Origin of the sequence: Streptomyces sp. NBC_01803, from assembly GCF_035917415.1 — a bacterium.
GTDB lineage: Bacteria > Actinomycetota > Actinomycetes > Streptomycetales > Streptomycetaceae > Streptomyces.
Window position 1 is genome coordinate 1,628,739 of sequence record NZ_CP109073.1, and the last position, 16,556, is coordinate 1,645,294.

Annotated in this window: 14 protein-coding genes; 3 read left to right on the top strand and 11 right to left on the bottom strand. The window is 73.5% G+C overall.

Annotated elements, in window-relative coordinates; all coding sequences use genetic code 11:
• Positions 1 to 58 precede the first annotated feature (58 nt).
• The 4 genes from infB to rimP all read right to left on the bottom strand — a co-directional run bounded on the left by infB (position 59) and on the right by rimP (position 5,228).
• Positions 59 to 3,130, bottom strand: a complete 3,072-nt coding sequence (gene infB / locus OIE51_RS06785; RefSeq protein WP_326596246.1) for a translation initiation factor IF-2 — start codon at positions 3,128 to 3,130, stop codon at positions 59 to 61.
• Between the two features lie 165 nt (positions 3,131 to 3,295).
• Positions 3,296 to 3,583 (bottom strand): YlxR family protein, encoded by a 288-nt coding sequence (locus OIE51_RS06790; RefSeq protein ID WP_326596247.1) that lies wholly within the window; start codon positions 3,581 to 3,583, stop codon positions 3,296 to 3,298.
• Between the two features lie 113 nt (positions 3,584 to 3,696).
• The gene (nusA, locus tag OIE51_RS06795) at positions 3,697 to 4,719 is read right to left on the bottom strand and encodes a transcription termination factor NusA (protein ID WP_326596248.1); all 1,023 of its coding nucleotides are present in this window, start codon (positions 4,717 to 4,719) and stop codon (positions 3,697 to 3,699) included.
• A 2-nt stretch (positions 4,720 to 4,721) separates the two neighbouring features.
• Complete coding sequence (gene rimP / locus OIE51_RS06800; RefSeq protein WP_326596249.1) at positions 4,722 to 5,228, bottom strand: ribosome maturation factor RimP; 507 nt, start codon at positions 5,226 to 5,228, stop codon at positions 4,722 to 4,724.
• Between the two features lie 259 nt (positions 5,229 to 5,487).
• On the opposite strand from rimP, the gene OIE51_RS06805 reads away from it, so the two are divergent.
• From OIE51_RS06805 to OIE51_RS06815, 3 genes are read left to right on the top strand one after another with little or no spacing between them, the layout of a single operon-like run.
• Positions 5,488 to 5,970: a hypothetical protein gene (locus OIE51_RS06805; protein ID WP_326596250.1), complete on the top strand. Its 483-nt coding sequence runs from the start codon at positions 5,488 to 5,490 to the stop codon at positions 5,968 to 5,970.
• Positions 5,967 to 6,440 carry a ferritin-like domain-containing protein gene (locus tag OIE51_RS06810; RefSeq protein ID WP_326596251.1) on the top strand — a complete coding sequence of 158 codons (474 nt, stop codon included), beginning with the start codon at positions 5,967 to 5,969 and terminating at the stop codon, positions 6,438 to 6,440. Before OIE51_RS06805 ends, OIE51_RS06810 begins: the two co-directional genes overlap by 4 nt.
• A complete protein-coding gene (locus OIE51_RS06815; RefSeq protein ID WP_326596252.1) occupies positions 6,437 to 7,339 on the top strand; it encodes an aminoglycoside phosphotransferase family protein in 903 nt (300 codons plus the stop codon). Before OIE51_RS06810 ends, OIE51_RS06815 begins: the two co-directional genes overlap by 4 nt.
• 113 nt (positions 7,340 to 7,452) lie before the next feature.
• Here the strand turns inward: OIE51_RS06815 and OIE51_RS06820 are convergent, their stop codons facing one another.
• From OIE51_RS06820 to OIE51_RS06850, 7 genes are all read right to left on the bottom strand, one after another.
• Complete coding sequence (locus OIE51_RS06820; RefSeq protein WP_326596253.1) at positions 7,453 to 8,019, bottom strand: GNAT family N-acetyltransferase; 567 nt, start codon at positions 8,017 to 8,019, stop codon at positions 7,453 to 7,455.
• A 64-nt stretch (positions 8,020 to 8,083) separates the two neighbouring features.
• Positions 8,084 to 8,932, bottom strand: a complete 849-nt coding sequence (locus OIE51_RS06825) for a GNAT family N-acetyltransferase (RefSeq protein ID WP_326596254.1) — start codon at positions 8,930 to 8,932, stop codon at positions 8,084 to 8,086.
• A 64-nt stretch (positions 8,933 to 8,996) separates the two neighbouring features.
• On the bottom strand, positions 8,997 to 10,151 hold the full coding sequence (gene ispG / locus OIE51_RS06830; RefSeq protein WP_326600529.1) for a flavodoxin-dependent (E)-4-hydroxy-3-methylbut-2-enyl-diphosphate synthase: 1,155 nt from the start codon (positions 10,149 to 10,151) through the stop codon (positions 8,997 to 8,999).
• 73 nt (positions 10,152 to 10,224) lie between these two features.
• The gene (locus OIE51_RS06835) at positions 10,225 to 11,529 is read right to left on the bottom strand and encodes a M50 family metallopeptidase (RefSeq protein WP_326596255.1); all 1,305 of its coding nucleotides are present in this window, start codon (positions 11,527 to 11,529) and stop codon (positions 10,225 to 10,227) included.
• Positions 11,526 to 12,797: a 1-deoxy-D-xylulose-5-phosphate reductoisomerase gene (dxr, locus tag OIE51_RS06840; RefSeq protein ID WP_326596256.1), complete on the bottom strand. Its 1,272-nt coding sequence runs from the start codon at positions 12,795 to 12,797 to the stop codon at positions 11,526 to 11,528. The genes OIE51_RS06835 and dxr overlap by 4 nt, the downstream gene beginning before the upstream one ends.
• A gap of 41 nt (positions 12,798 to 12,838) precedes the next feature.
• Entirely contained in the window at positions 12,839 to 14,740 is a 1,902-nt protein-coding gene (locus tag OIE51_RS06845; RefSeq protein ID WP_326596257.1) for an acyl-CoA dehydrogenase family protein, read from the bottom strand.
• A gap of 180 nt (positions 14,741 to 14,920) precedes the next feature.
• Positions 14,921 to 16,372, bottom strand: coding sequence for an aldehyde dehydrogenase family protein (locus OIE51_RS06850; RefSeq protein WP_326596258.1), 1,452 nt, complete (start codon positions 16,370 to 16,372; stop codon positions 14,921 to 14,923).
• Between the last annotated feature and the right edge of the window lie 184 nt (positions 16,373 to 16,556).

Below are 16,556 nucleotides of genomic sequence, written 5' to 3' on the forward strand. Positions count from 1 at the left end.
GAACGGCCGGGGCCGATCGACGGAGAATCCTCCGGCCGACCGGCCCCGGCCGGCTGTGTCACGCGCGGGGCTTCTCCCGCATCTCGTACGTCGCGATGACGTCGTCGACCTTGATGTCGTTGAAGTTCCCGAGGTTGATACCGCCCTCGAACCCTTCCCTGATCTCGGTGACGTCGTCCTTGAAGCGGCGCAGACCCTCGATGTTGAGGTTCTCCGCGACGACCTTGCCGTCGCGGACCAGGCGGGCCTTGCTGTTCCGCCTGACCTCGCCCGAGCGGATGAGGACACCCGCGATGTTGCCCAGCTTGGACGAGCGGAAGACCTCGCGAATCTCCGCCGTGCCGAGCTCGACCTCCTCGTACTCCGGCTTCAGCAGGCCCTTCAGGGCCGCCTCGATCTCCTCGATCGCCTGGTAGATGACCGAGTAGTACCGGACGTCCACACCCTCGCGTTCGGCCGCCTGCGTGGCACGCCCCTCGGCGCGCACGTTGAAGCCCATGACGATGGCGTTGGAGCCGGCCGCGAGGTCGATGTCGGTCTCGGTGACCGCGCCGACACCCCGGTGCAGGACCCGCAGGTCCACACCCTCGCCGACGTCGAGCTGGAGCAGCGAGGACTCCAGGGCCTCGACCGAACCGGAGGCGTCGCCCTTGATGATGAGGTTGAGCTGCTGGATCTCGCCCGCCTTGAGCACCTTGTCCAGGTCCTCCAGAGAGACCCTGCGGGTGCGCTTGGCGAACGCCGCGTTCCGCTCGCGGGCGGCACGCTTCTCTGCGATCTGCCGCGCGGTGCGGTCCTCACCGACCACCAGGAAGTTGTCCCCGGCACCCGGCACGTTGGTCAGACCCTGCACCAGGACGGGCGTCGACGGCCCGGCCTCGGCGAGGCTCCGGCCCGCGTCGTCGAGCATCGCCCGGACGCGGCCGTGGGCGTCGCCCACCACCATCGTGTCGCCGACCCGCAGTGTGCCGCGCTGGACGAGCACGGTGGCCACGGCGCCCCGGCCCCGGTCGAGGTGTGCCTCGATCGCGATGCCCTGGGCGTCCTGCTTCGGGTTGGCCCGCAGGTCGAGCGAGGCGTCGGCGGTCAGGATGACGGCTTCCAGCAGCCCGTCGATGTTCGTCCCCTGGCGCGCGGAGATGTCGACGAACATGGTGTCGCCGCCGTACTCCTCCGCCACCAGCCCGAACTCGGTGAGCTGGCCGCGCACCTTGACCGGGTCGGCGCCCTCGACGTCGATCTTGTTGACGGCGACGACGATCGGCACGTCGGCGGCCTTGGCGTGGTTGAGCGCCTCGACCGTCTGCGGCATCACGCCGTCGTTGGCCGCGACCACGAGGATCGCGATGTCCGTCGACTTGGCACCGCGGGCACGCATGGCGGTGAACGCCTCGTGGCCCGGGGTGTCGATGAACGTGATCGCCCGGTCCTCGCCGTTGACCTCGGTCGAGACCTGGTAGGCACCGATGTGCTGGGTGATGCCGCCGGCCTCGCCCTCGATGACGTTGGTCTTGCGGATCGCGTCCAGCAGGCGGGTCTTGCCGTGGTCGACGTGGCCCATGACGGTGACGACCGGCGGCCTGGAGACCAGGGCCTCCTCGCCGCCCTCGTCCTCGCCGAACTCGATGTCGAAGGACTCGAGCAGCTCGCGGTCCTCCTCCTCCGGGCTGACGATCTGAATGGTGTAGTTCATCTCGTCGGCGAGGAGCTGCAGCGTCTCGTCCGAGACCGACTGGGTCGCGGTGACCATCTCGCCCAGGTTGAACATGACCTGGACCAGGGACGCGGGGTTGGCGTTGATCTTCTCCGCGAAGTCGGTCAGGGAGGCGCCACGGGAGAGACGGATCGTCTCGCCCTTGCCGCGCGGCAGCATCACACCGCCGATGGACGGGGCCTGCATGGCCTCGTACTCCTGGCGCCGCTGCCGCTTCGACTTCCGGCCACGCCGGGCCGGACCGCCGGGACGGCCGAACGCGCCCTGCGTACCGCCACGGCCACCGGGACCGCCGGGACGGCCACCGCCGCCCGGGCCGCCGCCGAAGCCGCCGCCACCACCGGGACGGCCACCGCCGCCGCCGAAGCCGCCGCCACCCGGACGGGTGCCGGTGCCGGGACGGCCACCGCCGCCGGCGAAGCCGCCGCCGCCACCGCCGCCACCGGGACGCGGGCCGCGGCCGGCGAAGCCGCCGCCACCGCCACCCGGACGCGCACCGCCGCCACCGCCACCCGGACGGGCGCCGGGGCCACCGGGACCGCCACCGGGACGGCCGGCCGCGGAGGGCCGCTGCGGCATCATGCCCGGGTTCGGACGGCTACCGCCCGGGCCCGGACGCGCACCGCCGGGGGCCGCGCCCTGCGGACGCGGCATGTTGCCCGGGGTGGCGGCACGGCCGCCACCGGGCGCCTGCGGGCGCGGACCGGGACGGTCCTGCCCGCCGGGACGCGGACCGCCTTGGCCGGGGCCGCCGGCCGGACGCGGCGCGGGGCCGGGACGGGGCGCCGCCTGCGGGCGCGCCATGCCGGTGGAACCGCTGGTCGTGAAGGGGTTGTTGCCGGGACGCGGACCGGCCGGACGGCCGGCCGGCTTGGATCCGGCGGGCTTGGCCGGCGCGGGCTTCGGCGCCGCGGCGGCCGGCTTGGCCGGCGCGGGCCTGGCGCCCGGACGCGGGCCCGGGGCGGACGGGCCGCCGCCGGTGGCCGGCCTGGGCGCGCCCGAACGCGGCGGCGCGGTCTCGCCGGTGCCGGTGCCGGCACTGGTCGGCTGGGTGAACTCGGGTGCCGCGGGACCCGGCCTGACGGCCGGCTTCGGCGTGACACCGGGGGTGGCCGGCTTGGGAGCCGCACCACTCGGCTTGGGGGCCGCTACGCCCGGCTTGGGCGCGGGCGGCCGGGGGGACATGGCGCCCGGCCTGGGGGCACCCGGCCTGGGCGCGCCACCGGGAACACCCGGCTTGGCGGCCTTCCTGCCGCCGTTGCCGCTGAACGCGTCGGTCAGCTTTCGCACTACTGGCGCCTCGATCGTCGAGGACGCCGAACGGACGAATTCACCAAGTTCTTGGAGCTTGGCCATGACGACCTTGCTCTCCACTCCAAGCTCCTTGGCGAGCTCGTATACCCGGACCTTAGCCACTTCGCTCCTTTAACGGTCCGGGGTCGGTCGTCCGCCGGACCTTCGCTACTTCATGGGCGTACTCATCGCGTACTCATCGAGTGCTCATCGCAATCTCGACCTACTTCCGACTCGCGAGGTACCTGACCGCGCGGAGACCTTCCGCACGACGTTTCTTACGGTTTCTTACGGTTCTTGCGCTGCGTCCTGGCCGACCGCCCGCCGCAGCCCGCCGGTGTCGAGCGGTCCCTGGACCCTGAGGGCCCTGGGAAACGCCCGACGGCGCACCGCCAGCTCCAGACAGGCCGGCGTGGGATGCACATACGCACCCCGACCGGGCAGCGTACCGCGAAGGTCGGGGACACAGCGACCCTCGACCAGCGCCACACGCAGCAGTCCGTCTCGGGCTGAGCGCTGCCGGCAACCCACACAGGTGCGCTCCGGGCAGACAGAAGCCCGCGTCCGGCTAGACACTGACGATTCTACCTCCCCGTGCGCGCGGCCCCAGGGGGCGGGCCCCCTACCGACGCAACTGGTAACGGCGCGGCCACCACCGGTATTCCCGGTGGTGCCACGGCACTATCAGATCATTCGCCGCGGGGCGCGCTCTCCCCGGGCCGCTCGCTCGGCTCGGTGTCCGGCCGGATATCGATCCGCCAGCCGGTCAGCCGGGCCGCGAGCCGCGCGTTCTGGCCTTCCTTGCCGATCGCCAGCGACAGCTGATAGTCCGGCACGGTCACCCGGGCGGACCTGGCCGCCTGGTCGACCACGTCCACCTTGTTGACCCGGGCCGGGCTGAGCGCGTTCGCCACCAACTCGGCCGGGTCGTCCGACCAGTCGACGATGTCGATCTTCTCGCCGTGCAGCTCGGCCATCACGCTGCGGACCCGGCCGCCCATCGGGCCGATGCAGGCGCCCTTCGCGTTCAGCCCCGGGCGCAGCGAACGCACCGCGATCTTGGTGCGGTGGCCGGCCTCCCGGGCGATCGCCGCGATCTCCACCGAACCGTCGGCGATCTCGGGGACCTCCAGCTCGAACAGCTTCCGCACCAGGTTCGGGTGGGTCCGCGACAGGGTGACGGACGGGCCGCGCGGGCCCTTCACCACACGCACGACGTACGAGCGCAGCCGCGATCCGTGCGAGTACACCTCGCCGGGCACCTGCTCCTGCGGCGGCAGGATCGCCTCCAGCCTGCCGATGTCCACCAGCACGCTCTTGGGGTCCCGGCCCTGCTGCACGACGCCGGCCACCACGTCGCCCTCGCGGCCCGCGTACTCGCCGAAGGTGATGTCCTCCTCGGCGTCCCGCAGCCGCTGCAGGATGACCTGCTTGGCCGTGGTCGCCGCGATCCGGCCGAAGCCCTGCGGGGTGTCGTCGAACTCCCGTGGCTCGGCGGCCTCTTCGGCGTCGGCGAGATCCTCCGGGTCCTCCTTGGCCCACACCGTCACATGACCGCTCGCGCGGTCCAGCACGACCCGGGCCCGCCGGCGGCTGCCCTCGGTGCGGTGATAGGCGATCAGCAGGGCCGACTCGATGGCCTCCACCAGTACGTCGAAGGAGATCTCCTTCTCCCGGACGAGGCCCTTCAGTGCCCCCATGTCGATGTCCACGGCTACGCCTCCTTCGGGCTCTCGTCGTCGGCGGGCTTGCGGCTGAACTCGATTTCCACCCGGGCGGCCGCGATCCCGGCGAAATCAACCCGGCGGGCCGTGGGCTTGCGGCCCTTCTCCCCCGGAACCTCCAGATCAAGCCCCTCGTCGTCCACCGCGATGATCCGGGCGGTCAGCTCACCGCCCTCCGCCAGCCGGATCCGGGCCAGGCGGCCCACCGACCGGCGGTAGTGCCGCGGCTCGGTCAGCGGACGCTCCGCGCCGGGCGAGGTCACCTCAAGCACGTACGGGGCGGCGCCCATCACGTTCGTCTCGTCGAGCACCTCGGAAGCCGCCCGGCTCAGCTCGGCGCAGGCGTCCAGCCCCACGCCGCCGTCCGCGTCCACCACCACCTGGAGCACCCGCCGGCGGCCGGCCGGGGTGACGCGCACGTCCTCCAGGTCCATCCCCCGCTTCCCGGCGAGCGGCTCCAGCAACTGCCGCAGCCTGTCGATCTGGGTGGTGCTCATCCGGGTGACTCCTCGGCCGCGTCTGCTGTTGTGGGGACGGCGCGTTCGGGCGCTCGCGCAACAGCCTAATGCCTGTGGCACCGTACGCCGACCGGTCCGGTGGCGCGGACGGGCACGCCGGTGGCGGGGCGGGGCCGGTATCGACGCGCCGCACGGGTACGCTCACGGGGCGGTGATCTCCCCGGCACGGCCGGGAGTCGCCCGCAGCCCAACGGTCCGCTGCGCCAGTCCCCCGGGAGAACGGGAAGTGCGGGAAGCCATGTCCTCCGGTGTACCCAGACGCTCTCTGCTGGCCTGCTGCGCCATCCTCGGCGCGTCGGCCGGATGCACGTCCGGGGACGACGGCACCGGCCAGGGCGGACAAGCCGCCGCGGCCACCCCCCAGGGGCTGCGCCGCCGGGCCGCCCGGGACAGCACGGCGCTGCTCGCGCGCTACGACGCGACGGTCTCGGCCCATCCCGCGCTGGCCGGCACGCTGACCGCGTTCCGGGACACGGTGGCCGCCCACGTCACCACGCTCAACGAGTCGGAGACGGCCGCGCCCGGCGCGGCCGGAACCACGCCGGAGGTGCCCGCGGAGCCGGACCGGGCCCTCACCGCGCTGGCCGACGCCGAACGGCACACCGCCGACGAACGGCTGCGCGATCTGGCCGAGGCCCCACCGGAGTTCGCCCGGCTGCTGGCCTCACTCGCCGCGGCCGGAGCGGCCCAGTCCTATCTGCTGAGCGAGGCGCGCCCATGACGGAGAGCACCGGAGAGCTGGACGCCGCCCAGGCCGCGCTGGCCGCCGAGCACGCCGCGGTCTACGGCTACGGGGTGGTCGGAGCCCGGATCGGCGACGAGCGCGGCGGCGAGGCCACCGAGGCGTACGACGCGCACCGCGCGCGGCGCGACCTGCTGCACCGGACCGTGCGGGATCTGGGCGGCACCCCGGTGGCCGCCGATGTGGCGTACGCGCTGCCGTTCGAGGTCGGGGACAGCGCGGGCGCCGCGGAGCTGGCCGCCGAGCTGGAGACGCGGCTGGCCGGCGCCTACGCCGACCTGGTCCTGGCCGCGCGGGGCGAGCGGCGGCGCGACGCCGCGGCGGCGATGCGCGACACGGTGGTCCGGGCGGCCCGCTGGCGCGGCGCGCTCCCTGACCCGTTCCCGGGGCTCGCCGAGTACGCCCCCGGCGGTGGCGGCCGGGCGGAGGAAGGCGGCACGGACGAATGACCTCCGCCATCAGCCTGGAGGCCCCCGGGCGGCTGACCCGGGCGCAGCCGCCCGAAGCCGCCGGCTGGCTGGCCGCGCTGCCCGCCCTCGTCGGCGGGCTGTTGCGCCGCTGGGAGCTGACCGCCGAACGGGTCGCCGCGCCCGGTGGCAGGACCAGCATGACCGTGCTGGTGCGCCGCGCCGACGGCGCCCCGGCGGCGCTGAAGATCTGCGCGCCCACCGCGCCGGCCGCCCTGGAGGAGGCGGCGCTGCGCCACTGGGACGGCCACGGCGCGGTGCGGCTGCTGCGCGCGGCGCCGGAGGACGGCGCGCTGCTGCTGGAGCGCGTGCACGGCGAGACGTCGCTGCGGGCGCTGCCGGACGCCAAGGCGATGCTGGAGGCGGTCTCGGCGGTGCGGCGGCTGTGGGTGGAGCCGGGCGCGGGGCATCCGTTCCCCTCGGTCGCGGAGCGGACCGGAGAGCGGGCGGCGAAGCTGCGGACCGGCGGCCCGGCGGAGGCCCGCGCGCTGACCGGGGAGGCGCTGCGGCTGCGGACGGAGCTGCTGGCCGGCACCAGGGAGGAGCTCCTCCTGCACGGCGACTTCCGGCAGGGCGCGGTGCTGGCGTCCGACGCCGAGCGGTCGCCGTGGCTCGCGGTGGGGCCGGAGCCGCTGGTGGGCGAGCGGGCGTACGACCTGGCGCGGCTGGTCCCGGACCGGCTGCACGACCTGGTGGCCTCGCCCGGCGCGGCGGCGCTCACCCGGCGGCGGGTGACGCGCCTGGCCGAATCGGTGGACGTCGACCCGGAGCGGCTGCGCGCCTGGTCCCTGTTCCGGGCCGTGGCGTCGGGCGTGCAGGACCTGGCCGCGGGCCGCCGCGAGGACGGCGAGGCGCTGCTGGAGTTCGCCTCCTGGCTCTGATCCCGTGCACGACCTGACCACCTGCACGACCTGACCACCTGAACGGCCAGCCCGCGTGAACGACCAGCCCGCGTGAACGACCAGCCCGCGTGAACGACCAGCCCTCGGCGCGGTCAGCGGCGCAGCGGCAGCGGCGCTCCCATCACGGCGTACGGGGACGGCGCGGAAGGGAAGAGGACCCGGCGGGCCAGGTCCTGGTAGCCGAGCTTGCGGTACAGGGCGCGGGCGGGGCTCTCCGTGTCGATGGCCGACAGGATCGAGCGAGGCTCGGTGGCGCCGTCGGCGAGGGTGGTGATGAGCCGGCGCCCTATGCCGCGGTGCTGGTAGGCCGGGAGCACGTGGAGCTCGGTGACGGTGAACGAGTCGTCCAGCCAGGACTCGTTCCCGGCGCGGCGCAGATAGGGCTCCACGACCGTGGACCACCACTGCGCGCGGTCGTTGGGCATGCCGTAGACGAAGCCCACCAGCCGTCCGGTGCCGTCGGTGGCGCCGAGGGCGCGGGCCCCCGGACTGGCGAGGTGCCGCAGCACGATGTGGCGGCGGACCGCGACCTCCTCGGGACCGAGTCCGAATGCCTGCGCCTGCACGGCCAGCGCCTCGTCCACCCAGGTCGCGAGGTCGAGAGGGGCGATGACGATGTCCCGTGCGTCCGGGGCGGCTCCGCCGGCGGATGGTGTCATGCCGGGAGGCTAACGCGCCGGGCGGGTGAAGTCGCGCCCGGTGCCGCGAATGATCACCCGCGCATCAGAAGAGGACGCTCATCAGGGTCCCGACCCTGGTGAAGCCGAGGCGCCGGTAGACGGTGAGGGCCGGCGCGTTGAAGTCGTTGACGTAGAGACTGACGACGGGCGCGGCCTCGGCCAGGGCGTGCCTGAGGACGGTGGCCAGGCCCGCGGTGGCCAGGCCCCGGCCGCGAAGGTCCGGGGCGGTCCAGACGCCCTGGAGCTGGCAGGCGTCCGGGGTGACCGCGCCGATCTCGGCCTTGAAGACGACCCGGCCGTCCTCCACGCGGGCGAAGCAGCGGCCGGTGCCGACGGTCTCGGCGACCCGCGCCTGGTACGTCAACCCGCCGTCCTCGGCGTCGAGGGGCGAGATGCCGACCTCTTCGGTGAACATCGCGACGGACGCGGGCAGCACCAGGTCCATCTCGTCCTTGCGGACCCGGCGCACCCGGGGGTCGGGGGTGACGCCGGGCGGCATCGCGCGGGTGGCCAGCAGCGGCTGGCAGGGGCGGAGCTGACGGGCCGGGCCCCAGCGCGGCTCCAGATGGGCCCAGAGCCGGGCGGTCGACTCGGCGGGGCCGACCAGGGAGGAGCAGCGGCGGCCCTCGCGCAGCGCGCGGTCGGCGAACGCGCGGACGGCGGCGGGTCCGGCGCGCACCGGCACCAGGTTGGCCCCGGCGTAGGCGAGCGAGGTCAGGCGTCCCCGGCGGTAGTAGCCCCACATCTCGCCGCCCAGATAGGGGGGCCTGAGCCCGGACGCGAGGACCCGGGCGGTGACGAAGGCGTTGGCCACGGGGTCCTCGCCGAGCAGGGCGAGGGCGTCACGGAGATCGGCGGGACCGAGCACCCGGGTGGTGGACGTGGTCAGCACGGCACAAGACCTTGCGATCGGGGACGTACGGAACGGGTGTCCGCACGATACCGTGCCCGGCCGCTCAGCCCACGGAGACCTCGGGCCGGCCCGAGGCGACGCCGTCCTTCTCCATGCCCTCGGCCAGCTTCATGGCCTCCTCGATCAGGGTCTCCACGATCTTCGACTCGGGGACGGTCTTGATGACCTCGCCCTTGACGAAGATCTGACCCTTGCCGTTGCCGGAGGCGACGCCGAGGTCGGCCTCGCGGGCCTCCCCCGGGCCGTTGACGACGCAGCCCATCACGGCGACGCGCAGCGGCACGTCCATGCCGGTGAGCCCGGCGGTGACCTCTTCGGCCAGCTTGTAGACGTCGACCTGGGCCCGGCCGCAGGAGGGGCAGGAGACGATCTCCAGGCCGCGCTCGCGCAGGCCGAGGGACTCCAGGATCTGGTTGCCGACCTTGACCTCCTCCACCGGCGGGGCGGAGAGCGAGACCCGGATCGTGTCGCCGATGCCCTCGCTGAGCAGGGCGCCGAAGGCGACGGCCGACTTGATGGTGCCCTGGAAGGCCGGGCCGGCCTCGGTGACGCCGAGGTGCAGCGGGTAGTCGCAACGGGCGGCCAGCAGGCGGTAGGCGTTGACCATGACGACCGGGTCGTTGTGCTTCACCGAGATCTTGATGTCGCGGAAACCGTGCTCCTCGAACAGGGAGCACTCCCACAGCGCCGACTCGACCAGCGCCTCGGGGGTGGCCTTGCCGTACTTGACGAGCAGCCGCTTGTCGAGGGAGCCGGCGTTGACGCCGATGCGGATCGGGGTGCCCGCCCGGCCCGCCGCGTCGGCGATCTCCTTGACCTTGTCGTCGAACTGCTTGATGTTCCCCGGGTTGACGCGGACAGCCGCGCAGCCGGCGTCGATCGCCGCGAAAACGTACTTCGGCTGGAAATGGATGTCCGCGATGACCGGGATCTGCGACTTGCGCGCGATCACCGGCAGCGCGTCGGCGTCGTCCTGCGTCGGGACGGCCACCCGCACGATCTGACAGCCGGAGGCGGTCAGCTCCGCGATCTGCTGGAGCGTGGCCCCGATGTCCGAGGTGCGGGTGGTCGTCATCGACTGCACGGAGACGGGGGCGTCGCCGCCCACGGGCACGGACCCGACCTGGATCCGGCGGCTGGCTCGGCGCTCGGCCAGCTTGACCGGTACGGACGGAATTCCCAGCGAGATGGCTGTCATGACTGCGTGCAACCCCACGGTGCTGATCATGGGCCCGGAATGGGCGGGCTTCCCAGGCCGAGCCTACGGCACCTCAACCCGTCAGCCGTACCGGGTTGACAATGTCCGCCGCGAGGACCAACAGAGTGAAACAGACGAAGACGCTGGCGACGACGTAGGCCACCGGCATGAGCTGGGCCACGTCGAAGGGGCCCGGGTCGGGCCGCCTGGTGACCTTGGCGTAGGTGCGCCGGAGGGACTCCCAGACCGCGCCCGCGATGTGCCCGCCGTCCAGCGGGAGCAGCGGCAGCATGTTGAAGAGGAAGAGCGAGAGGTTGAAGCCCGCGACCAGGAAGAGCGCGGTGGCGAGCTGCTGGCTGGCCGGGATGTCGAGGGTGAAGATCTCGCCGCCGACGCGGGCCGCGCCCACCACGCCCATCGGGGAGTCCTGCTCGCGCTCGCCGTTGCCGAGGGCGGCGTCCCACAGACCGGGGATCTCGGACGGGATGTTCACCAGCGCCTCGACGCCGCCGGCCATGATGTCACCCATTCGGGCGACGGCCTCCGGGAAGTCCTGCTTGACGACGCCGCTGGCCGGCGAGAAGCCGAGGAAGCCGGCGGTGACGTACTCGCCCTCGACATAGCCGCCGTCGCCGTCGGTCTTGGCCACCTGGTTCTCGATGAGGTCGGCGCGCAGGTCCAGCGTGCGGCCCTCGCGCTCGACGGTGATCACGGCCTCGCCGGTGGTCTCGCGGATGCGCTTTTGGAGGGTGCTCCACTCGTCGATCGGCTCACCGCCGAAGGCCACGATGGTGTCGCCCGGGAGCAGGCCGGCCGCCGCGGCGGGGGCGGGGGTGTCGCCGTCCCGGCAGTCGCGCGGCTCCTCGTCCTGGGCGATGACGCACTCGGAGACGGTGGCGACGGTGGTGGTCTGGGTGCTGATGCCGAAGCCCATCAGCACGCCGAAGAAGATCAGCACGGCGAGGATGAGGTTCTGGAAGGGGCCGGCGAACATGACGATGATCCGCTGCCACGGCTTGCGCGTGTAGAACAGGCGCTTCTCGTCCCCGGGCCGCAGCTCCTCGTAGGCGGCGGCGCGGGCGTCCTCGATCAGGCCGCGGAACGGCGAGGTGGAGCGCTTGCGGATCTTGCCGTCGTCGCCGGGCGGGAACATCCCGATCATGCGGATGTAGCCGCCGAGCGGCACCGCCTTGACGCCGAACTCCGTCTCGCCGCGCTTCCGCGACCAGACGGTGGGGCCGAAGCCGACCATGAACTGCGGCACACGGACGCCGAACATGCGGGCGGTCGTGAAGTGTCCGAGCTCGTGCCAGGCGATGGAGAACAGGAGCCCGAGAGCGAAGACGAGTATGCCGAGGATGAACATCAGGGCGGTCATGCGGTCATCTCCTGGTTCGCTCCGCCGGCCGTCCCGGCCAGCTCCCGGGCGCGCCTGCGCGCCCCGGCCTCCGCTTCCAGGACGTCCGAGAGGGTCAGAGAGGTTCCGGAGCGGGCGGTGCCCCGCTCCTCGACGACCTGGGCGACGGTGTCCACGATCCCGGTGAACGGCAGCAGCCCGGCGAGGAAGGCGTCCACGCACTCCTCGTTGGCCGCGTTGAACACCGCGGGCGCGGTACCGCCGAGGCTACCCACCTTCCGGGCGAGCGGCACCGAGGGGAAGGCATCGGTGTCCAGCGGGAGGAATTCCCACGTGTGCGCGCGCGACCAGTCCACGGGCGCCGCCGCGGCGGGCACCCGCTCCGGCCAGCCGAGGCCGAGCGCGATCGGCATGCGCATGTCGGGCGGGCTCGCCTGGGCGAGGGTCGAGCCGTCGGTGAACTCGACCATCGAGTGCACATAGGACTGGGGGTGGACGACGACCTCGATGCGGTCGAACGGGATCCCGTACAGCAGGTGCGCCTCGATGACCTCCAGGCCCTTGTTGACCAGGGTCGCGGAGTTGATCGTGATCACCGGGCCCATGTCCCAGGTCGGGTGGGCCAGCGCGTCGCGGGGCGTGACGCCCGCCAGCTCGGCGCGGGTCCTGCCCCGGAACGGGCCGCCGCTCGCCGTGACGATCAGCCGGGCGACCTCGGCGCGGGTGCCGCCCAGGAGCGCCTGGAAGAGCGCGGAGTGCTCGGAGTCGACCGGGATGATCTGGCCCGGCTTGGCGAGCCCGGTGACCAGCGGGCCGCCCACGATCAGGGATTCCTTGTTCGCCAGTGCGAGCACCCGGCCGGCCTCCAGGGCGGCCAGGGTCGGGGCGAGGCCGATCGAGCCGGTGATCCCGTTGAGCACGGTGTGGCACGGGCTCGCCGCCAGCCCGGCGGCGGCGTCGGGGCCGGCCAGGATCTCGGGCAGCGGCTCACCGGCCCCGCACCGCTCCCGCAGCGCCTCGCGCAGCGCGGCGGCCCGGTCCGGCCGGGCGACGGCCACGGTCCGCGCCCCGAGCCGGTGCGCCTGCTCGGCCAGCAGATCGACCCGCCCGCCGCCCGCGGAGAGCCCGGTCACGGTGAACAGCCCCGGATTGCGCAGGACCACGTCGACGGCCTGGGTGCCGATCGACCCGGTCGAGCCGAGGATCACCACCTCCCTCGGCCCGTCGGGCGGCGGCTGGGCCGGATAGCGCAGGTGCGGGTCGGCGAGACAGAGGGGGCTTTCGGTCATCCCCCCATCATGACCCGTCGGCGCGGCCCCTTGGCCACCGGTCAGCGGATCGTGCGGTGGACGTTCTTCTTCGGGGAGGCTCCGGGGAGGCTTTCGGCGATCCAGGGACCTTCCGAGGAGGCGTCGAGAACGCCCTCCTCCAGCCAGGTGTGCCGTCCGTCCAGCAGGGCCCGGACGACCCGGCGGTCGGCGTCGTCCGTGTTGCGCCACAGGTGGTGGAAGAGGTCGTCCACGCGCAGCCTGGCCTGGCCGCAGAAGGCGTCCGCCAGCTCGTACGCCTCGTGGCCGCGCTCCGACCCGCCGCGCAGGCGCTCGGCGTGGACGCAGGCGGCGGCCATGGCGAAGAGCTCGGCGGCGATGTCCACGACGCGGCCGAGGAAGACCTGCCTGGTCTCCAGCCGCCCCTGCCAGCGGGACATCCCGTAGAAGGTGGCGCGGGCCAGCCGGCGGCAGGCGCGCTCGACCCAGCGCAGGTGGGCGGAGAGATCGGGGTGCCGGGAGATGTGGAAGTCGCCGTAGGCCAGCGGGAGATGGCCGCGCCCGGTGGCGAGGGACGGCAGCCAGCGGAGGTAGAACGCGCCAGCCGCGGTGACGGCCTTCCGCTTCCTGGTGAAGCTGGCGTCCGGGTCGATGAGGTCCCCGGCGACCTTCAGATGGGTGTCGACGGCCTCACGGGCGATCAGCAGGTGCATGATCTCCGTCGAGCCCTCGAAGACCCGGTTGATCCGCAGGTCGCGCAGGAGCTGCTCGGCGGGGACACCCCGCTCGCCCCGGGCCGCCAGGGAGTCGGCGGTCTCGAAGCCCCGGCCGCCGCGGATCTGCACCAGGTCGTCGGCGATCCGCCAGGCCATCTCGCTGGCGTAGAGCTTGGCGAGGGCGGCCTCGATCCGGATGTCGTGGCGGCCCTCGTCGGCCAGCTCGCCGGAGAGCTCCAGCACCGCTTCGAGGGCGAACGTGGTGGCCGCGATGAACGAGAGCTTGGCGCCGATCGCCTCGTGCTCGGCGATGGGCTTGCCCCACTGGACGCGCGTCTCGGACCACTCGCGGGCGATCCGCAGCGACCACTTGCCGGCCCCGACGCACATCGCGGGAAGGGACAGACGGCCGGTGTTGAGGGTGGTCAGGGCGATCTTCAGCCCGGCGCCCTCGGCGCCGATCCGGTGCGCGGCGGGGACACGGACCTGATGGAGGCGGGTGACGCCGTTCTCGATGCCGCGCAGGCCCATGAAGGCGTTGCGGTGCTCGACCGTGATGCCCGGGGAGTCGGCCTCGACGACGAAGGCGGTGACGCCGCGGCCCGGCACGTCGGCCATGACGACCAGCAGCTCGGCGATCACGCCATTGGTCGTCCAGAGCTTCACGCCCTCCAGCACATAGTCGTCGCCGTCGGGGACGGCGGTGGTGGCCAGGCGGGCCGGGTCGGAGCCGACGTCGGGCTCGGTGAGCAAGAACGCGGAGATCGCCCCGGCGGCGCAGCGCGGCAGGAACGTCCGCTTCTGGTGGTCGGTGCCGAACAGCTTCACCGGCTGGGGGACGCCGATGGACTGGTGGGCGGAGAGCATCGCGGCGACCGCCGGACTGGCGGAGGCGACGAGCGCCAGGGCGCGGTGGTAGTAGACGTGGCTCAGGCCGAGGCCGCCGTACTCGGGGGCGATCTTCATGCCGAACGCGCCCAGCTCGCGCAGGCCGGTGACCACCGCGTCGGGGACCCGGGCCTTCCGCTCGATGGCGGCGCCGTCGACGGCGGTGACGCAGAACGCGCGGAGCCGGGCCAGGAATCGTTCCCCCACCCGGGCGGCGTCCTCGTCGGGGACTGACCGGGGATGGATCAGATCGAGCCGGAAGCGACCGAGGAAGAGCTCCTTGGCGAAGCTCGGCCGGTGCCAGTCCTGGTCCCTGGCGGCCTCGGCGACCCGGCGGGCGTCACGTTCGGAGACGGTCATGTCGCTCACCTCGCCCGGATGAGAACTACTGGCGCGTATGTACCCATTCTCGGCAGCGGGCAACCGGAACCGGAAGCACTTTGATACATACCCGGACACAGAGAGTCGCGTATGGACGCCGACGGGACGGCGCCGGACGGAATACCGCATCCGCCGCGCCGTCCTCGCCGGCCGGGTCGCTCAGAGTTCGAGCCCGGTCAGCACCATGACGCGCTCGTAGGTGTAGTCCTCCATGGCGAAGCGCACGCCCTCGCGCCCGACGCCGGAGTCCTTGACGCCGCCGTACGGCATGTGGTCGGCCCGGTACGTCGGGACATCGCCGATCACCACGCCGCCGACCTCCAGGGCCCGGTGGGCGCGGAAGGCGGCCCGCAGGTCGTGCGTGAAGACGCCCGCCTGGAGACCGAAGACCGAGTCGTTGGCCGCGGCGAACGCGGCCTCCTCGCCGTCCACCCTGGTCACCGTCAGGACCGGTCCGAAGACCTCGTCGCAGGAGACTTTCGCGTCGGCCGGGACGCCCTCCAGCACCGTCGGGGCGAAGCTCGCGCCGTCCCGGGTGCCGCCGGTGAGCACCTTGGCGCCGGCCGCCGTCGCCTCGTTCACCCAGGATTCGACGCGCCGCGCCGCGTCCTCGCTGATCAGCGGTCCGACGTCGGTGGCGTCGTCGGACGGGTCGCCGGTGACGAGCGCCTCGACGGCGGCGACGATCCGGGGCAGCAGCCGGTCGTGGACGGCCGCGTCGGCGATGACGCGCTGCACGGAGATACAGGACTGGCCGCCCTGGTAGTTGGAGAAGGTGGCGATGCGCCCCGCCGCCCGGTCGAGGTCGGCGTCGGAGGCGTAGTCGGCCAGCACGACGGCCGCGCCGTTGCCGCCGAGCTCCAGCGTGACGCGCTTGCGCGGTACCGCCTCGCGGATCGACCAGCCGACCGGGACGGAGCCGGTGAACGAGATGACCGGCAGCCGGGGGTCCTGGACCAGCGCCGGCATGGCGTCGTTGGGCACCGGGAGCACGCTCCAGGAACCGGCGGGCAGATCGGTCTCGGCCAGCAGCTCGCCGAGCAGCAGCGCGCTCAGCGGGGTCGCCGGGGCGGGCTTGAGCAGGATCGGGACGCCGGCCGCGAGGGCGGGGGCGACCTTGTGGGCGCACAGGTTGAGCGGGAAGTTGAACGGCGCGATGCCGAGCACCGGGCCGTACGGGAACCGGCGGGTGAGCGCCAGCCGGCCGGTGCCGCCCGCGTCGGCGTCCAGGCGCTGGGCCAAGCCGCTGTTGAAGCGGCGGGCCTCGTCGGCGGCCCAGCGGAAGACGGAGACGCAGCGGGACACCTCCAGGCGCGCCCATTTGACGGGCTTTCCGTTCTCCGCGCTGATCAGCCGGGCGATCTCCTCGGCGCGCTCCCCGAGGCGCCGCACCACGTGGTCGAGGGCCGCGGCCCGCGCGTGCGCCGGGGTGGCGGCGAACTCGTCGGTCACGGCCACCGCCGCGGCGACCGCCTCCTCGATCTGCGCGGGGGTGGGCACGCCGGCCGTGCCGACGGTGCCGCCGCCCCAGGGCGAGGTGACCTCAAGGGCGCGCTCGCCGGTCGCCGCCCGGCCGGCCAGCCAGAACGGGTGGGATGTCGCTGGGGTCATCGCGGTGCCGCCTTCCAGAGATGTCGTTTCCCGCTTCCACCGTAGGCGGTCGGGGCCGGGCGGGTTCTTGTCCGGCCTGTCGGAGTCGGCCGGCCCGGCGCGCCGTTCCGGCGGGGTCGGGCCGGCGGGGTCGGCCGGTGAGGCGGTGTTGACCGGGGCATGCCATATTCGCGAGCATGTTCGC